This is a genomic window from Bradyrhizobium sp. CCBAU 51765, from assembly GCF_015291725.1.
GTDB lineage: Bacteria > Pseudomonadota > Alphaproteobacteria > Rhizobiales > Xanthobacteraceae > Bradyrhizobium > Bradyrhizobium liaoningense.
This window is the reverse complement of record NZ_CP030038.1, coordinates 2,692,870-2,706,950: the sequence shown is the minus strand read 5'-3', so window position 1 is coordinate 2,706,950 and position 14,081 is coordinate 2,692,870. Positions and strand designations below refer to the sequence as shown.

16 protein-coding genes are annotated in these 14,081 nt (G+C 64.5%); 8 read left to right on the top strand and 8 right to left on the bottom strand.

Going from position 1 to position 14,081, the window contains the following annotated elements:
• Positions 1 to 257 precede the first annotated feature (257 nt).
• Positions 258 to 674, bottom strand: coding sequence for a hypothetical protein (locus tag XH96_RS12865; RefSeq protein WP_194392822.1), 417 nt, complete (start codon positions 672 to 674; stop codon positions 258 to 260).
• A 291-nt stretch (positions 675 to 965) separates the two neighbouring features.
• Between XH96_RS12865 and XH96_RS12860 the strand changes: the two genes are divergently transcribed.
• Positions 966 to 1,217, top strand: coding sequence for a DUF2798 domain-containing protein (locus XH96_RS12860; RefSeq protein WP_008565736.1), 252 nt, complete (start codon positions 966 to 968; stop codon positions 1,215 to 1,217).
• A gap of 7 nt (positions 1,218 to 1,224) precedes the next feature.
• Here XH96_RS12860 and XH96_RS12855 read toward each other — a convergent pair whose 3' ends face one another.
• Together XH96_RS12855 and XH96_RS12850 are read right to left on the bottom strand one after the other, a co-directional pair.
• On the bottom strand, positions 1,225 to 3,012 hold the full coding sequence (locus XH96_RS12855) for a chloride channel protein (protein ID WP_194392821.1): 1,788 nt from the start codon (positions 3,010 to 3,012) through the stop codon (positions 1,225 to 1,227).
• A 13-nt stretch (positions 3,013 to 3,025) separates the two neighbouring features.
• The gene (locus XH96_RS12850) at positions 3,026 to 3,679 is read right to left on the bottom strand and encodes an L-fuculose-phosphate aldolase (protein WP_194392820.1); all 654 of its coding nucleotides are present in this window, start codon (positions 3,677 to 3,679) and stop codon (positions 3,026 to 3,028) included.
• 330 nt (positions 3,680 to 4,009) lie between these two features.
• Here XH96_RS12850 and XH96_RS12845 point away from each other — a divergent pair, with 330 nt between their 5' ends.
• From XH96_RS12845 to XH96_RS12825, 5 genes are all read left to right on the top strand, one after another.
• Positions 4,010 to 4,216 (top strand): hypothetical protein, encoded by a 207-nt coding sequence (locus XH96_RS12845; RefSeq protein ID WP_061883443.1) that lies wholly within the window; start codon positions 4,010 to 4,012, stop codon positions 4,214 to 4,216.
• Positions 4,217 to 4,326: 110 nt separating this feature from the next.
• Positions 4,327 to 4,893, top strand: a complete 567-nt coding sequence (locus tag XH96_RS12840) for a ferritin-like domain-containing protein (protein ID WP_194392819.1) — start codon at positions 4,327 to 4,329, stop codon at positions 4,891 to 4,893.
• Between the two features lie 168 nt (positions 4,894 to 5,061).
• Positions 5,062 to 5,445, top strand: coding sequence for an Hsp20/alpha crystallin family protein (locus tag XH96_RS12835; RefSeq protein ID WP_024342525.1), 384 nt, complete (start codon positions 5,062 to 5,064; stop codon positions 5,443 to 5,445).
• Positions 5,446 to 5,453: 8 nt separating this feature from the next.
• Positions 5,454 to 7,835 (top strand): endopeptidase La, encoded by a 2,382-nt coding sequence (gene lon, locus XH96_RS12830; protein ID WP_194392818.1) that lies wholly within the window; start codon positions 5,454 to 5,456, stop codon positions 7,833 to 7,835.
• A gap of 5 nt (positions 7,836 to 7,840) precedes the next feature.
• Positions 7,841 to 7,996 (top strand): hypothetical protein, encoded by a 156-nt coding sequence (locus XH96_RS12825; RefSeq protein ID WP_194392817.1) that lies wholly within the window; start codon positions 7,841 to 7,843, stop codon positions 7,994 to 7,996.
• 70 nt (positions 7,997 to 8,066) lie between these two features.
• On the opposite strand, the gene XH96_RS12820 is transcribed toward XH96_RS12825, so the two are convergent.
• From XH96_RS12820 to XH96_RS12800, 5 genes are all read right to left on the bottom strand, one after another.
• Positions 8,067 to 8,369 (bottom strand): HU family DNA-binding protein, encoded by a 303-nt coding sequence (locus XH96_RS12820; protein ID WP_027574583.1) that lies wholly within the window; start codon positions 8,367 to 8,369, stop codon positions 8,067 to 8,069.
• 343 nt (positions 8,370 to 8,712) lie between these two features.
• On the bottom strand, positions 8,713 to 9,945 hold the full coding sequence (locus XH96_RS12815) for an acetyl-CoA C-acetyltransferase (RefSeq protein WP_194392816.1): 1,233 nt from the start codon (positions 9,943 to 9,945) through the stop codon (positions 8,713 to 8,715).
• Positions 9,946 to 10,193: 248 nt separating this feature from the next.
• The gene (locus XH96_RS12810) at positions 10,194 to 11,657 is read right to left on the bottom strand and encodes a GH1 family beta-glucosidase (RefSeq protein WP_194392815.1); all 1,464 of its coding nucleotides are present in this window, start codon (positions 11,655 to 11,657) and stop codon (positions 10,194 to 10,196) included.
• A 149-nt stretch (positions 11,658 to 11,806) separates the two neighbouring features.
• Positions 11,807 to 12,214 carry a hypothetical protein gene (locus XH96_RS12805; RefSeq protein WP_194392814.1) on the bottom strand — a complete coding sequence of 136 codons (408 nt, stop codon included), beginning with the start codon at positions 12,212 to 12,214 and terminating at the stop codon, positions 11,807 to 11,809.
• Between the two features lie 62 nt (positions 12,215 to 12,276).
• Complete coding sequence (locus XH96_RS12800) at positions 12,277 to 12,444, bottom strand: hypothetical protein (protein ID WP_162832023.1); 168 nt, start codon at positions 12,442 to 12,444, stop codon at positions 12,277 to 12,279.
• A 299-nt stretch (positions 12,445 to 12,743) separates the two neighbouring features.
• Here XH96_RS12800 and XH96_RS12795 point away from each other — a divergent pair, with 299 nt between their 5' ends.
• Complete coding sequence (locus tag XH96_RS12795) at positions 12,744 to 13,694, top strand: helix-turn-helix domain-containing protein (protein ID WP_371740069.1); 951 nt, start codon at positions 12,744 to 12,746, stop codon at positions 13,692 to 13,694.
• Positions 13,695 to 13,788: 94 nt separating this feature from the next.
• Complete coding sequence (locus XH96_RS12790; RefSeq protein ID WP_194392813.1) at positions 13,789 to 14,061, top strand: hypothetical protein; 273 nt, start codon at positions 13,789 to 13,791, stop codon at positions 14,059 to 14,061.
• The last annotated feature ends 20 nt before the right edge of the window (positions 14,062 to 14,081 follow it).

The window sequence follows — 14,081 nt, the reverse complement described above, 5'->3', positions numbered from 1 at the left end:
TCAAGAATGAGCCGGGATGGGCGACACATACGCCAATTCCGAATTTCGGTAAAGTGGAATATTTTCGCGCGATAGGATTGACAGAGTAGCAAAACAGCCCGATCGCCAGCGAAGCCCATTAAAGCGTGATGGGATGAGGCTTGATCGCTGCAACGACGGAGGTGCACTCCCTCTCCCGCAAGCAAGCGGGAGAGGTGAACGACGCCAAAATCAAAAAGGGGCGGCGCAAAGCACCGCCCCTTGGCGAACGCGACCGCTCAATACGGCGCGTAACCATAGCCCGGACCGTAATAATTGGGACCGCCGCCGTAGTAACCCGGACCGCCGTAATAGCCCGGGCCGCCATAGTAAGGACGCGGGCCATAATAGTAGCGGTTCTCATAGTACTCGCGGCGGCGGCTCTCGGCGATCGCGCCTCCGATCAGACCTGCCGCCATGCCCATGAAGGCGAGACCTGCGGCGTTCGGCCCGCGTCGGTGGTAATGGCGACGCCGGGCTGCGCTGAAATCAGTGACGTCAGACGCGCCCTGGCCGGCGACGGCCGCCTTCGCGGCCGGTGTCCCGGCCGAGGCGGCCGTGGACGGGGATGCGGAGGCCGCGATCAGGGCGAGGCTTGCGAACGCGGCCACGACCGTGTTGCGGCCGGCTGCGGAAATCATCGGTCCAATACTCATTTCGACCTTCCTCTGTTCTCGCCAAAAAGACATAAGCAAACCCTCTACAACGCGCAAACCATTGAAATAGTTTCATGATCGCGGCGATCTGCCACGCTTTGAACGATTGTAAACCGAACGATCAGGTCCAGCTTGAACCATCCAACCTGAGCGGTTAATGAACAGCCGCGCCGTTTCTCGGTCGCCGTAAGCGTTTCACGTGAACCAACGCATCAACCGACGCCGTCGGGATCGATGCAATTTTCAAGGTTCAACGTAATCGACGCGTCCTTTTCCTCGAAAGAAGTTCAGATGATTGCGGTTCGCAAACTGCCGGCGCGCTATGCGCCGATCGTCATGCCATTCGTGCTGTCCATCCTCATGACCGCGGTGGTCTCGGTCATATCGACGCTGCGAAGCCTCGGCGCAACACCGGCGTTCCTGGCGACCTGGCCAGGCGCCTGGGCGCTGTCCTGGCTCGTGGCGTTTCCGACGCTGCTTATGGTCCTGCCACTGGTCCGCCGGATCGTGGCCTGCCTTGTCGCAGCGCCACCCGGCCGATAGCCGATCCTTACGAGAGCGCCCCAAGCACGCCCCTTGTCGCCTTGTCGATCTCCTCGACATAGCGGCGGCGGGCGAAGCTCTCGGTGAGGAAGCCGACCACCTTGCGGCTGTCGGTGGAATCGACCACCGCCAGCATCTCGGCCTCGGCCTCGTCGAACACCGCCATCGCCGATTTCACGTTCATTTCCGGGATCAGCACGATGTCGATCAGGCGGGCGAGCTCGATCACCTGGATGTCGTCCGCGATGCTGTCGAGATCATTGGAGAACAGGTCAGGCAGCATGACGAGCCCGACATATTCGTCCGCATTGTTGACGATCACGATTCCGGGCCGCGAGCCCAGCGCGAACTCGCGGCGGACCGCTGCGATCGTCGTGGTCGACGGCACCTTGCCGACGTCGGAGCGCATCAGCCGTTCGACCGTGAGGTTGCGCAGCCAGCCGACGTCGTTGGCGCTGCGGATGGTCTCGCCGCGCAGATGCAGCCGCCAGGTCGAAAAGGAGTGGCCGAACATAAAGCGGACGCAGATCGAGGTGACGATGCAGCCGGCGAGCACCACGGCGGTGACGTCGACATTGCGGGTCATCTCGAGCACGAGGAACGACATCGTCAGGGGACCGCCGACGATGGCGACACCGAGCGTCGCCATGCCCGTCAGCATCGCCACCAGCGGATCGATCGCGAAGTTCGGGCTGATCAGGAGCAGCACCGCGGCAAAGAACTTTCCGATCAGGCTGCCGACGAACAGCGAGGCGAAGAACAGGCCACCGCGGAAACCCGAGGCGAGCGAGATCAGGCAGGCCGTCACCTTCAAGGCGATGACCAGCGCGATCAGGCCGATCGTCATCTCGTGAAAGAGATCGAGCACCATGGCGCCGTGGCCGGCTGCCAGCACCTGCGGCGTGATGATCGCGAAGCCGCCGACGATGAGGCCGCCGATCACCGGACGCAGCCAGACCGGCATCCAGGCGAACAGGCGCTCGAACATCGGCGAGGAGCGCATCACGGCGATGCCGACGCCGCTGGTGATGAGGGCGAGCCCGATCAGTGCCAGGTACTGCTCGACGCCGACGGCGCTGACCTTCGGGATCTCCAGCGAATAGGGTGCACCGCCCAGCCATTGCGCGGTCAGGGCGCCCGCCAGCGAGGCCGCCAGGATCGGCGCGGCGCTGCCGACCGAATAGACGCCGACGATCAGCTCGCAGGCATAGAAGGCGCCGGTGATCGGCGCGCCGAACGCCGCCGCGATCGCGGCCGCCGCGCCGCAACCGACCATCAGGCGCAGATCGTTGCGGCGAAGATTGAAGAACTTGCCGAGCAGCGAAGCGATTCCCGAGCCGATCTGGGTATAGCCGGCCTCGAGGCCGACCGAGGCGCCGCAGCCGTTGGAGATCAGCGTCTGGCTCGACACCACCACGCTGTCGCGCATCGACAGATTGCCGCCGCGTAGCGCATTGGCCTCGATCGGGTCCACCGCGTTCGAGATCTTCATGCGCCGCCGCGACCATTCCATGATGCCGAGCGAGAGCCCTCCGAGCGCAGGTGCGATCAGCGCCGCCCACGGGCTGACGCTCTCGTGAGCCGACAGGTGAACATCAATGGGAATGCCGTAGATTACCACATGCGCGAGCTGGGCAATCTGGGCCATCAACGTCACGACCGAGCCCGCGAGCGTGCCGATCACGAGCGCAAGCGGGATCAGGTAGAACTCGTTGCTGCGCAGCAGGGCGCGCAGCCGAACCATGGTACGGTTCGTCCCCTTGCGATCGACGAGATGCCTGATCCGCACGAACACCCTCTGCCCGCCCCTACCGTTCCGCCAGTCCGTAGCCGGCCATGCGCTGGCGGACCCGCTCGATCTCGTCGCTAGAGAGCAGCGGCGGCCGTCCGATCTGGAGGCAGCCGTGATATTGCCGCGCCAGCGTCTCGACCTCGACGGCGAGCCACATCGCCTTGTCGAGCGTCTTGCCGATCGCGATCATGCCGTGGTGGTCGAGCAGGCAGGCAAGCCGGCCTTCCAGCGCCCGCACCGCATGTTCGGACAGCTCCGCCGTTCCGAACGTCGCATAGGGCGCGCAGCGGATGCTGTCGCCGCCGGCCGCCGCGATCATGTAGTGCACGGGCGGAATCTCCATGCCCATGATCGCCAGGATGGTGCAATAGGTCGGATGGGCGTGCACCACGGCATTGACGTCGGGCCGCGACTTCAGGATGTCGCGATGGAAGCGCCACTCGCTGGACGGTTTCTGATCGGGCGCGTGTGTGCCGTCCATGGCCATGAAGACGATCTGGTCCGGCGACATGGCGTCATAGGGCACGCTGGTCGGCGTGACCAGGAGCCCGTCCGCATGCCGGACACTGATATTGCCCGAGGTGCCCTGGTTGATGCCGAGCGCGTTCATGCGCCGGCAGGCATCGATGATGGCCTGTCTTGTGGCGAGTTCGTCTGCTCTCATCGACATCGCGATTTCCTGACGAAGGGCTTGTTAGACCGGAAGTACGTCAAAGCAATATGGCAGCGCAAGCGAAAGAGTCCCGGATCGTCTCCATCTCGGCGACGCCCCTGCCAAACCACGAAAGGGATGGAAATATGAAGGAATCTGCGGATTATCGCGGCCCAATGGCAGGCTCGTCCGGACCGCAGCAATCGCGGTGATCACGAACCACGCTGAGGAGGCCGCGAGAACGCGCGAGAGCACGGCACTTGCAGTGCGACCCAGGGTGCATGGAACGAGGTTTCGACAGCCGACTTAGCTCAGCATGACCGCAATGAAGATCGGTGGAGACCAATCATGAGTGACAGCGGAGTTGGCATGCTCTTGGGCCACGCCTCGGCTCAGATGCTTTGGCTCTGGTTCATCGGCGCGTTCGTGCTCGGCGGGGTCCTCGTTTACGGGGTGATGAAGGCCGGCCACCTGCGCCGCAGCGAGCGGGCACGCCTCGATCGCGCGACGGAAGAGCGGCAGCGCCAGGAAGACCCGTACAAGCGCCCGACCTGAGCGATCCGCGAACGCGGGTTGCAGTTTGGAACTTTCGTTCTCCGAAGGTTTTGATCGCCCGAGGATTGAGGAAGGCGACGCCTTCCCGTGTCACCTCAAGAGGAGGACGTATGGCTAAACGAGCAAAGAAGCGCGCGACCAGGAAGACAGCGGCGCGGCGACCGCGTCAGGCCCCGAAGATGCTCAGCGACCTGTTTCTGGAGACGCTGAAGGACATCTATTTCGCCGAGAACAAGATCATCAAGACCTTGCCCAAGATGGCGAAGGCAGCGCAGTCGAAAGAGCTGTCCGCCGCCTTCAACAAGCACCTGCGCGAGACCCAGGGCCAGGTCAAGCGGCTGGACCAGATCTTCAGGATGCTGGGCAAGCCAGCACGCGGCAAGCCCTGCGAGGCCATCAACGGCATTACCGACGAGGGCGCCGAGATCATGAAGGAGTTCAAGGGCGCGCCGGCGCTCGATGCGGGGCTGCTCGCGGCCGCCCAGGCTGTCGAGCATTACGAGATCTCCCGCTACGGCACGCTCCGCACCTGGGCCGAGGAGCTCGGCATGCAGGACGCAGCAAGGCTGCTCCAGGAGACGCTGGATGAGGAAGAGGCGACCGATCACACCCTGACAGAGCTCGCCACCTCCGTGATCAACCTGGAAGCGGAAGAAGAGTACCGCGCCGCGGCCTGACCCGCGCCGGCCAATGACGAAACGCCGCGGCCCGTGCCGCGGCCTTTTCCCGTTCCCCCCTTTTCTTGTTCGATGACACGATGGCGGATGGCACACCGGCGCCACTGCACTGGATTTCCCGGGAACCGGCCCCATATTGCAGGCTTCCCCACCCCCCGAGCCCGCATCATGCAACCCAAAAACCCCCTCGACTGGATGCTGTCCGAAGCCCTGGACTCGCTGACCCGCGCCGATCGGCTGCGCCAGCAGTTCGGCCGCCAGGAAGCCTGCTGGGAGCCGCCGATCGACGTGCTCGAAACCGAGCGCGAGCTCCTGATCCTGGTGGCGCTTCCCGGCGTCAATCCGGACAATGTCGAGACGGTCATCCATGACGGCGTTCTCGTCATCTCCGGTCAGCGCACCCTTCCGCCGGAGCTTCGCAACGCCCGCATCCATCGGCTCGAGCTGCCACAGGGGCGTTTTGAGCGCCGCATCGCATTGCCCCTTGGCCGCTACGCCATCAGCCGCTTCGTAATGGACGGCTGCGTCGCGCTGCGCCTCGCCAAATCCTGAGGTCGATCATGGCCAACGAACAGATGAACAACGAACAGACCAACAACGACGTGAAGATCCCCGAGGACGCGCTGATCATCATCCCCGTGCGCGAGATGGTGCTGTTTCCCGGCGCCATCGCGCCGATCACGATCGGCCGGGCGAAGTCCATTGCCGCCGCGCAGCAGGCGCTGCGCGAGCAGCGCCCGATCGGCATCGTCCTGCAACGCAGTCCCGAGACCAATGACCCCGGGCCGGACGACCTCTACAGGGTCGCAACCATCGCCAACATCGTGCGCTATATCACCGCGCCCGACGGCACCAACCACATCGTCTGCCAGGGCGTGCAGCGCGCGCGCATCCTCGACTTCCTGCCGGGGACGCCGTTCCCGGCCGCGCGCTTCCAGCAGATCCCCGAGCCGACCACGACCTCGCCGGAGATCGAGGCCCGGGCTTTGAACCTGCAGCGTCTGGCGATCGAGGCGATCGAGCTGCTGCCGCAGGCGCCGCCCGAGCTGGCCGCGGTCTTCCAGGGGACGAGCGCGCCCGGCGCGCTGGCGGATCTGGCGACCTCGTTCATGGACATCAAGCCGCAGGACAAGCAGGAGGTGCTGGAGACCATCGACCTCGCTCTCCGCGTGGAGAAGGTGTCGAAGCACCTGGCCGAGCGGCTGGAGGTGTTGCGCATCAGCAAGGAGATCGGCCAGCAGACCAAGGCCTCCTTCGACGAGCGGCAGCGCGAGGCGATCCTGCGCGAGCAGATGGCGACCATCCAGCGCCAGCTCGGCGAAGGCGACGGCAAGGCGGCCGAGGTCACCGAGCTGACGGCGGCGATCGCCAAGGCCAACATGCCCCCGGAGGCGGAGGCGCACGCCAAGAAGGAGCTGCGCCGCTACGAGCGCATGCCTGAAGCCGCCGGCGAAGCCGGCATGGTCCGCACCTATCTCGACTGGCTGATCGAGCTGCCCTGGGCGCTGCCCGCGGAGAAGCCGATCGACATCAAGGAGGCGCGCCGCATCCTGGATGCGGATCATTTCGGCCTGGAGAAGATCAAGAGCCGGATCATCGAATATCTGGCGGTGCGCAAGCTCGCCCCGCAGGGCAAGGCCCCGATCCTCTGCTTCGTCGGCCCGCCCGGCGTCGGCAAGACTTCGCTCGGCCAATCCATCGCACGCGCGATGGATCGTCCCTTCGTGCGCGTCAGCCTGGGCGGCGTGCATGACGAGGCCGAGATCCGCGGTCACCGGCGCACCTATATCGGCGCGCTGCCCGGCAACATCATCCAGGGCATCAAGAAGGCAGGCAGCCGGAACTGCGTCATGATGCTGGACGAGATCGACAAGATGGGCCGTGGCGTGCAGGGCGACCCTTCCGCCGCCATGCTGGAAGTGCTCGACCCCGAGCAGAACGGGACGTTCCGGGACAATTACCTGGGCGTGCCATTCGACCTGTCGCGCGTGGTGTTCATCGCGACCGCCAACATGCTGGACCAGATCCCGGGTCCGCTGCTGGACCGCATGGAGCTGATCAGCCTTGCCGGCTACACCGAGGACGAGAAGCTCGAGATCGCGCAGCGCTATCTGGTGCGGCGGCAGCTCGAGGCCAATGGCCTCTCGGCCGAGCAGGCCGAGATCGAGCCGGAGGCGCTGAAGCTGGTGGTCAAGGGCTATACCCGCGAGGCCGGCGTGCGCAACCTCGAGCGCGAGATCGGCAAGCTGTTCCGCCACGCCGCGGTGCAGGTCGCCGAAGGCACGGCCACGAAGGTCGTGATCGCACCGAAGGACATCGCCACCGTGCTCGGCCAGCCGCGCTTCGAAGGCGAGATCGCACTGCGCACCAGCGTTCCCGGCGTGGCCACCGGCCTTGCCTGGACGCCGGTCGGCGGCGACATCCTGTTCATCGAGGCGACGCGCGTGCCCGGCAAGGGCGGCCTGATCCTGACCGGCCAGCTCGGCGACGTCATGCGCGAGAGCGTGCAGGCCGCGATGACGCTGGTGAAGAGCCGAGCCGCCCAGCTCGGCATCGATCCCCAGCTGTTCGAGAAGAGCGACATCCACGTTCACGTCCCCGCGGGCGCAACCCCGAAGGACGGGCCGAGCGCCGGCGTCGCGATGTTCACGGCGCTGACGTCCCTGCTCAGCAATCGCACGGTGCGCAGCGACACCGCGATGACCGGCGAGATCTCGCTGCGCGGCCTGGTGCTGCCGGTGGGCGGCATCAAGGAGAAGGTGGTGGCTGCGGCCGCCGCCGGATTGAAGCGGGTGATGCTGCCGGCGCGCAACAAGCGGGATTACGACGACATCCCGAAGAGCGCGCGGGACAACCTTGAGTTCATCTGGCTGGAGCGCGTCGACGAGGCCATCGCCGCGGCGCTCGAGCCGACCGAGGTCAAGGTCGAAGCTGCGGAGTGAATGCGATGAAGAAACTGCTGGAGAAAGCGAAGGGATCGCGGAAGACGCAGCGGCTGCGCCAGTTTCTCGATCGCGCGATCGACCGGGTTCGCGATGCGCTTGCGGCGCCTGAGCCGCGGCTTCAGCCGGTCCCGGTCCGGGTGAAGCGCCGCAAGGGTTGAGCCCTCCGTCTCAAGCCCTCGCGGCTGCCCCAAACAAAAGGCCCCCTCCTTCAAGGGGGTCTTTGCGTTCTTAGGACACGGCGTCCTTGGCGGCCTTGACCGGGCGGGCGCGGACGATCTTCCGGGCCGGCTTGGCCTTGAACATCATCTCTTCACCCGTGAACGGGTTGGTGCCCTTGCGCGCCTTGGTCGCGGGCTTCTTGATGACCACGAACTTGGCGAAGCCCGGCACCAGGAACAGGCCGTTCTTCTTGAGCTCCTTGTGGCCGACGTCGGTCAGCGTCTCCATGACGTTCTTGACGTCGCGCTTGGAAAGCTCGGTGGCGGTCGCAATCTTTTCGATCAGCTGCGATTTGGACATTTGGGTTGGCATCGTGTCTCCTCTGATTCGTTGCCGGTTGCATATTAGACCAACCGTTGAAGGCCTATAGCCTTCTGCACAGTTTTGTCGCGAATTTACGGGCTTTTCTGTCCCCCTGTGACAAAAAACCCTGCTTTTTAGCTACTTCCGGAGCGGGAAAAGCCTCGGGCAGCGGTTTTTGCCTTGTTTCAAAGGCCCGTACGCCATCTTGCTAAAGCTGATTCGCGGCTTTCGACAAGCGATCATGGCCTCTTTGTGCGAGAAGAAGCGCGTTTCGCCCTGGAAAATAAGGGCTGGATCGCACCGCAGCTCTCCCGCTCCCCATTTTTTACGGGGAGCGGTGAAGAAGCGTCGGCTAGACGCGCTCGATGATGATGGCGGGCGCCATGCCGCCTGCGGCGCACATGGTGACGAGTCCACGCCTGAGGTCGCGCCGCTCGAGCTCGTCGAGCACGGTGCCGATCAGGATCGAGCCGGTGGCGCCGATGGGATGGCCGAGCGCGATCGAACCGCCATTGACGTTGACCTTGGCGCGGTCGAGCTTGAGGTCGCGGATATATTTTTCCGCCACCACCGCGAACGCCTCGTTGATCTCGAACAGGTCGATGTCGTCGATGGTGAGGCCCGCCTTCGCCAGCACCTTGCAGGTCGCCGGCACCGGGGCATTCAGCATCAAGGTCGGCGAGTCCCCCATGTTGGCCATCGCGACCACGCGGGCGCGCGGCTTGAGGCCATGCGCCTTGGCGTAGGCGGGCGAAGCCAGAAGGATCGCGGCGGCGCCGTCGACGACGCCGGAGGAGTTGCCGGCGTGATGCACGAAGTCGATGTTCAGATCGGGATATTTTTGCAGGATCAGGCCGCGATAGGTCGTGCCCTTGTCGTCGAGCGCGTAGTCCGCGATCGCGGGGAATGCCGGCTTCAGGCTGCTGAGCCCTTCCATCGTGGTCTGCGGCCGCGGATACTCCTCGTGGTCGAGCGCGAGGCTGCCGTCCTCGCGGTGGACGGGCACGAGGCTCTTCTTGAAGTGGCCGTTCGCGATCGCATGCGCGGCGCGCTTCTGGCTCTCCAGCCCGAGCGCGTCGACATCCCTTCGCGTGATGCCTTCCATGGTCGCGATCGCATCGGCGCAGACGCCCTGATGCGACTGCGGATGCCGCGCGCGCAGACGGAGATTGCCGCCGTCCATCATCATCGGACCGCCGCCACGGCGTCCGTCCATCGACATCATCTCGCAGCCGCCGGCTATGACGAGGTCTTCGGCGCCGGCCATGATCGAGCTTGCGGCCATGTTGACGCTGGTGATGCCGGAGCCGCAGAAGCGGTCGAGCGTCACCGCGCTGGCGCGCACGTCGTAGCCGGCATCGAGCGCGGACATGCGGCCGAGATCGCCGCTTTGCGTTGCGACCTGCGCGCTACAGCCCCAGACGATGTCGTCGACGTCGGCCGTATCGATGCCGGTGCGATCGGCAAGCGCGCGCAGCACGGTTGCGCCAAGTTGCTGCGGATGAATGCCGGAGAGCGCTCCCTTGCCGGCCTTGCCGATGCCTCGTGGGGTCCGGCAGGCATCGATGATCAGCGCGTCAGCCATTGGCGTCGTCCTCTCGTTTATGAATGTTGAGAACGGTTTTGGATAAGCGGGAGAAGAGAGTCAATGCGCGGCGCTACACGCTTTCCCCGCCGCTCGCCCGGATTTTCCGCTACGCGAAAGCCCCAGCGACGTCATGGCCGGGCTTGTCCCGGCCATCCACGCTTTGCCCCGGGAGGAAGAACGTGGATGCCCGGGACAAGCCCGGGCATGACGATCTCTCAGATAGCTCTCTCCATGGAAGAAAGCCGCTACGCGCCGGCCGCGTTCTTGGCGATCACGTTGCGATAGAAGCTGGCGCTGAGTTTGGGCGTGCGAACCTGGGTGTCGAAATTGACGTGGTAGAGGCCGAAGCGCTTGTTGAGGCCATAGACCCACTCGAAATTGTCCATCAGGCTCCAGAGGAAATAGCCGCGCACCGGCACACCCTCGCTGGTGGCGCGCTGGAGCTGGGCGAGATAATTGCGTAGATACATGATGCGATCGGTGTCGTAGATCTTGCCGTCGGGCGTCACCGCGTCGTCGCCGGATGCACCGTTCTCGCTGATATAGATCGCATCCGTCTTCCAGATCCTTGCCGCCAGCTTCGGCACCCAGTAGATCGTCTCGGGCCCGACGCGCAGCCAGTCCGAATTCATGTGCGGAAACGATTTCGGGATCGGCAGCGGCATGAAGCCCGCGCCCTGGTCGGAGGCCACGACGTAATTCTGTGGCGCGTAGATGTTGAGGCCGAGGAAGTCGACCGGCGAGGAGATGATCTTGAGCTCCGCATCGGTGAATTTCGGCGCGTTGGGCCCGGCGAATTTCAGGAAGGCGTCGGTATAGCGCCCCGTCATGATGACGTTGAGATAGCCGGCATTCATCTCGCGCAGCGCGATCTCGGCGGCGCGAACGTTCTCCGGCGTGTCGATCGCGGGGGCGCAGGCATCGACGTTCTCGGCCGGCCCCACCCTGGTGCCGCGGCGGCCATGGGCGCGCACCGCCTGCACCGCGAGCCCGTGCGCCAGCGCGCTGTTGTGCCTGATCTGGTTGACATCGGCCTGCGGCAGCGTCAGGCCCGGCGCGTCGATGCCGATGCCGTAACCGAAATAGACGAAGCGGCCGCTCTCGTTCAGCGTGAACACGTTCCTGACCCGGTCGGTCAGTCGCTCGGCGACATAGGCCGCGTAATCGCCAAAGATCTTGCAGGTTTCCGTCGAACGCCAGCCGCCGAAACGGTCCTGGAGCGATTGGGGCAGGTCCCAATGATAGAGCGTCAGCCACGGCTCGATGCCGTTCTTCAGGAGCTCGTCGACGAGACGATTGTAGAAGTCGAGCCCCTTCGGGTTGGGCTTGCCGTCGCCGTCCGGAAACAGGCGCGGCCAGGCCACCGAGAAGCGATAGGCCCTGCAGCCGAGCTCCTTGATGAGCGCGATGTCCTCCTTGTAGCGGTGATAGTGCTCATTTGCGCGGTCGCCCGTGGTGCCGTCCTCGATCTTGCCGGGAATGCCCACGAACTTGTCCCAGATCGACGGCCCTCGCCCGTCCTCGTCGACCGCGCCTTCCACCTGGTAGGACGAGGTCGCCGTGCCCCAGACGAAGCCCGACGGAAAGCTGCTTCCACCGCGCGTCGGCCGGGCCGGCTTGGCTTCGGCTGCGTCGAGCGCGCCAGTCATCCCGGCTGCGGACAGCCCCGCGATCTTCGCAAGCTGGCGACGCGAGACCTTGTCCGTCATGGATGCTTCTCCGCTTCCCGGTGGTTGCGGACGCACAATGGCGAGTCGCGGGCCGTTTGAAAAGCAAGCTTTGGCGAAAGCCGGATGCAGAAACTGGCGGCCTTGGCGCGACATATGGATGCGGGCCAGCCGACGCCGTGGCTTTCCGATCAGCGCGAACGCTTCGGCAATTTTCGCAGCTTGTCGGGATTGAACGCCGGCACCTGCTCGGCTCGTTCACATGCAGGCGGCTGCTGTTCCGTCAGGATGAGCGTGCCATGAAGGATCATTCCGGGCACCTGTTGTGTCGTCGCGGTGTAGCTCGCGATCTTGCCGGGGCAGCGTCCCTCGATGTTCAGCGTGAGCTCATCCTCAACGCCAAAGACCGTCGAACGCCCATCGGTATGACGCTTCGTCGATACGGTCGCGGTGAAGCGCTCGCCATCGACCGAGCAGGAGCCGTGATACGTCATCAGGCTGTCACGGCCCCAAATCTGGCCGTCTGCGACATGGACGATCCCGGTACCCTGGTCGAGGGGCGTCCTGTACCACGCGGCGTAGGTGCCGTCCTTCAGCATGGGAGCAGTCTCTCCTGATATTCCCACGCGGACCATTGGCACGATTTAATGCCAAGAAATCGTTAATGGCCGTGCCCGTGCCAATCCGGTCTTTCCTTGCGCAGCTCGGCCTCAAGCTCCTCGATGATGCTGTGAAGCAGATGCGCGGCAAGCGGGTCGGTGACTTCGCGCTCCAAATGCCGGTAACGCGCGATCAGGAATTCCTGCTCTCTCAACTGGCGTTCTGTCATCAGACGGGCCCTCCGACAAACCGACGCGCAGAAGACCGAGCAGTTTCATTAGAATTTTCAGATCATTTTCCATGGTTTCTGATCGGTTAAAGGCGGCGCCAATCCCGCGGCGCCGGGGCGGCAACTCAACGTCGCTCATCGTGCGTTCGTGAAACCGCACGATTGCCCGGAGCAGGATCGGGCAAAACAGAACCGTTCCAGGCAAGACCCGGACCCTCTGCGCCGCATAGAACTCGCGCCGACCCGTAAAAGCACGGACACCTGATCTGAGGCAGCAAGCGATCAGAAGGAGCCACGCCATGACCGGGAGCACCGCACTCATGCGCAATCCCCCCCAGCCACCCCTGCCCAGCACACAACCCGTCGACATCGCCATGGCCGAGCGACGCGCCGCCGAGGCGGAGATGGCGCGGGTGCTCAGGACCGAACCGACCCGCATGGCGCTGGACTCCTCCGGCGCCGGGATCGCGCACTGGAACCACGATCCATTGCATGACGTCGTCGAACCCATGAGCCACCACGTGATCATGGCCTATAACGGCGTGATGCAGCGCATGGAGCGCCGGTCGGGAAAATCGGTTTCGATCGGCACGTTTCGTCCCGGAGTCGTGATCATCATCCCGGAAGGATCGAGCTCCCGATGGGACATTCCGAAGCCCGTTGATGTCGTTCAGCTCTACCTTCCGAATGCGACACTGAAGCGCGTTGCCGGCGAAGCCGGGATCACAGGAGCGACCGACCTGCTGGAGCGGACCGCGCACCCTGACCCCATTACGTCCCGACTGCTCTTGAGCGCAGCGGATGCGCTCGAAGGCAATGGGGTCCTCGACACGCTGTTCCGGCACCAGGTGACGGATCTTCTTGCCACGCGCGTCCTGGCTGCGCACACGGGTTCACCGGCCACGTTCCAACCGACCATGGGCGGGCTGTCGCCGAAGGTCCTGCTCCGCGCGATCGAACGGTTGCGCTCGGACAGCGATGCGGACGTCTCCCTCGATGCGCTGGCGTCCGATGCCGGCCTCTCGCGCTTTCACTTCTGCCGCGCCTTCAAGGAGAGCACCGGGCTCTCGCCGCATGCCTGGCTGCGCCAACACCGGCTCGAGCAGGCCATGAACATGCTGCGGGAGAGCGACGACCCGGTCGTCTCGATCGCTGCGGCACTTGGCTATTCCTCGCAGACGGCGTTCGCCGCGGCCTTCAGGAAGCTCACCGGCGAAACGCCGAGCGAATGGCGCAGGCGCATGCGTTAGCAGCAATCGCTCGATGGCGACAGCAATCGCTCTGGGGCAGCGGCACGCGTGATCGGTTAGACCGTCACCATGTCCAATCCCATGACGGAGGCAAATGATGATCGGGAAAGACTTTGTCCACCGGTTGGCCATCACCTCATCACGCAAGGGTCTCGCCACCGCGGTCGTGTACGGACTTACGCTGACTGTTCGCTTCACTTCAGCAACAGGTGACGACATCCCGCCGCAATCCGCACAACGCGCCCACCCGGTGATTTCGGTGATCAGCGGGGACAGCTTCCGCCTTCCCTACCAGGACTGGAGCCGCAAGTCCGCGCGGTCGATCGTCTTTCGTCAGGACGGGCCGACCGGCTGCCCGCTCCAATAGCCGTCAGCAAGCTCGCTTCA

What these genes read in the sequence shown, in the direction of transcription:
- XH96_RS12865 (WP_194392822.1), bottom strand. Translation starts at nt 674, where the DNA reads ATGAGTATTGGACCGATGATTTCCGCAGCCGGCCGCAACACGGTCGTG.
- XH96_RS12860 (WP_008565736.1), top strand. Translation starts at nt 966, where the DNA reads ATGATTGCGGTTCGCAAACTGCCGGCGCGCTATGCGCCGATCGTCATG.
- XH96_RS12850 (WP_194392820.1), bottom strand. Translation starts at nt 3,679, where the DNA reads ATGTCGATGAGAGCAGACGAACTCGCCACAAGACAGGCCATCATCGAT.
- XH96_RS12845 (WP_061883443.1), top strand. Translation starts at nt 4,010, where the DNA reads ATGAGTGACAGCGGAGTTGGCATGCTCTTGGGCCACGCCTCGGCTCAG.
- XH96_RS12840 (WP_194392819.1), top strand. Translation starts at nt 4,327, where the DNA reads ATGGCTAAACGAGCAAAGAAGCGCGCGACCAGGAAGACAGCGGCGCGG.
- XH96_RS12835 (WP_024342525.1), top strand. Translation starts at nt 5,062, where the DNA reads ATGCAACCCAAAAACCCCCTCGACTGGATGCTGTCCGAAGCCCTGGAC.
- lon (WP_194392818.1), top strand. Translation starts at nt 5,454, where the DNA reads ATGGCCAACGAACAGATGAACAACGAACAGACCAACAACGACGTGAAG.
- XH96_RS12825 (WP_194392817.1), top strand. Translation starts at nt 7,841, where the DNA reads ATGAAGAAACTGCTGGAGAAAGCGAAGGGATCGCGGAAGACGCAGCGG.
- XH96_RS12820 (WP_027574583.1), bottom strand. Translation starts at nt 8,369, where the DNA reads ATGCCAACCCAAATGTCCAAATCGCAGCTGATCGAAAAGATTGCGACC.
- XH96_RS12815 (WP_194392816.1), bottom strand. Translation starts at nt 9,945, where the DNA reads ATGGCTGACGCGCTGATCATCGATGCCTGCCGGACCCCACGAGGCATC.
- XH96_RS12810 (WP_194392815.1), bottom strand. Translation starts at nt 11,657, where the DNA reads ATGACGGACAAGGTCTCGCGTCGCCAGCTTGCGAAGATCGCGGGGCTG.
- XH96_RS12805 (WP_194392814.1), bottom strand. Translation starts at nt 12,214, where the DNA reads ATGCTGAAGGACGGCACCTACGCCGCGTGGTACAGGACGCCCCTCGAC.
- XH96_RS12800 (WP_162832023.1), bottom strand. Translation starts at nt 12,444, where the DNA reads ATGACAGAACGCCAGTTGAGAGAGCAGGAATTCCTGATCGCGCGTTAC.
- XH96_RS12795 (WP_371740069.1), top strand. Translation starts at nt 12,744, where the DNA reads ATGACCGGGAGCACCGCACTCATGCGCAATCCCCCCCAGCCACCCCTG.
- XH96_RS12790 (WP_194392813.1), top strand. Translation starts at nt 13,789, where the DNA reads ATGATGATCGGGAAAGACTTTGTCCACCGGTTGGCCATCACCTCATCA.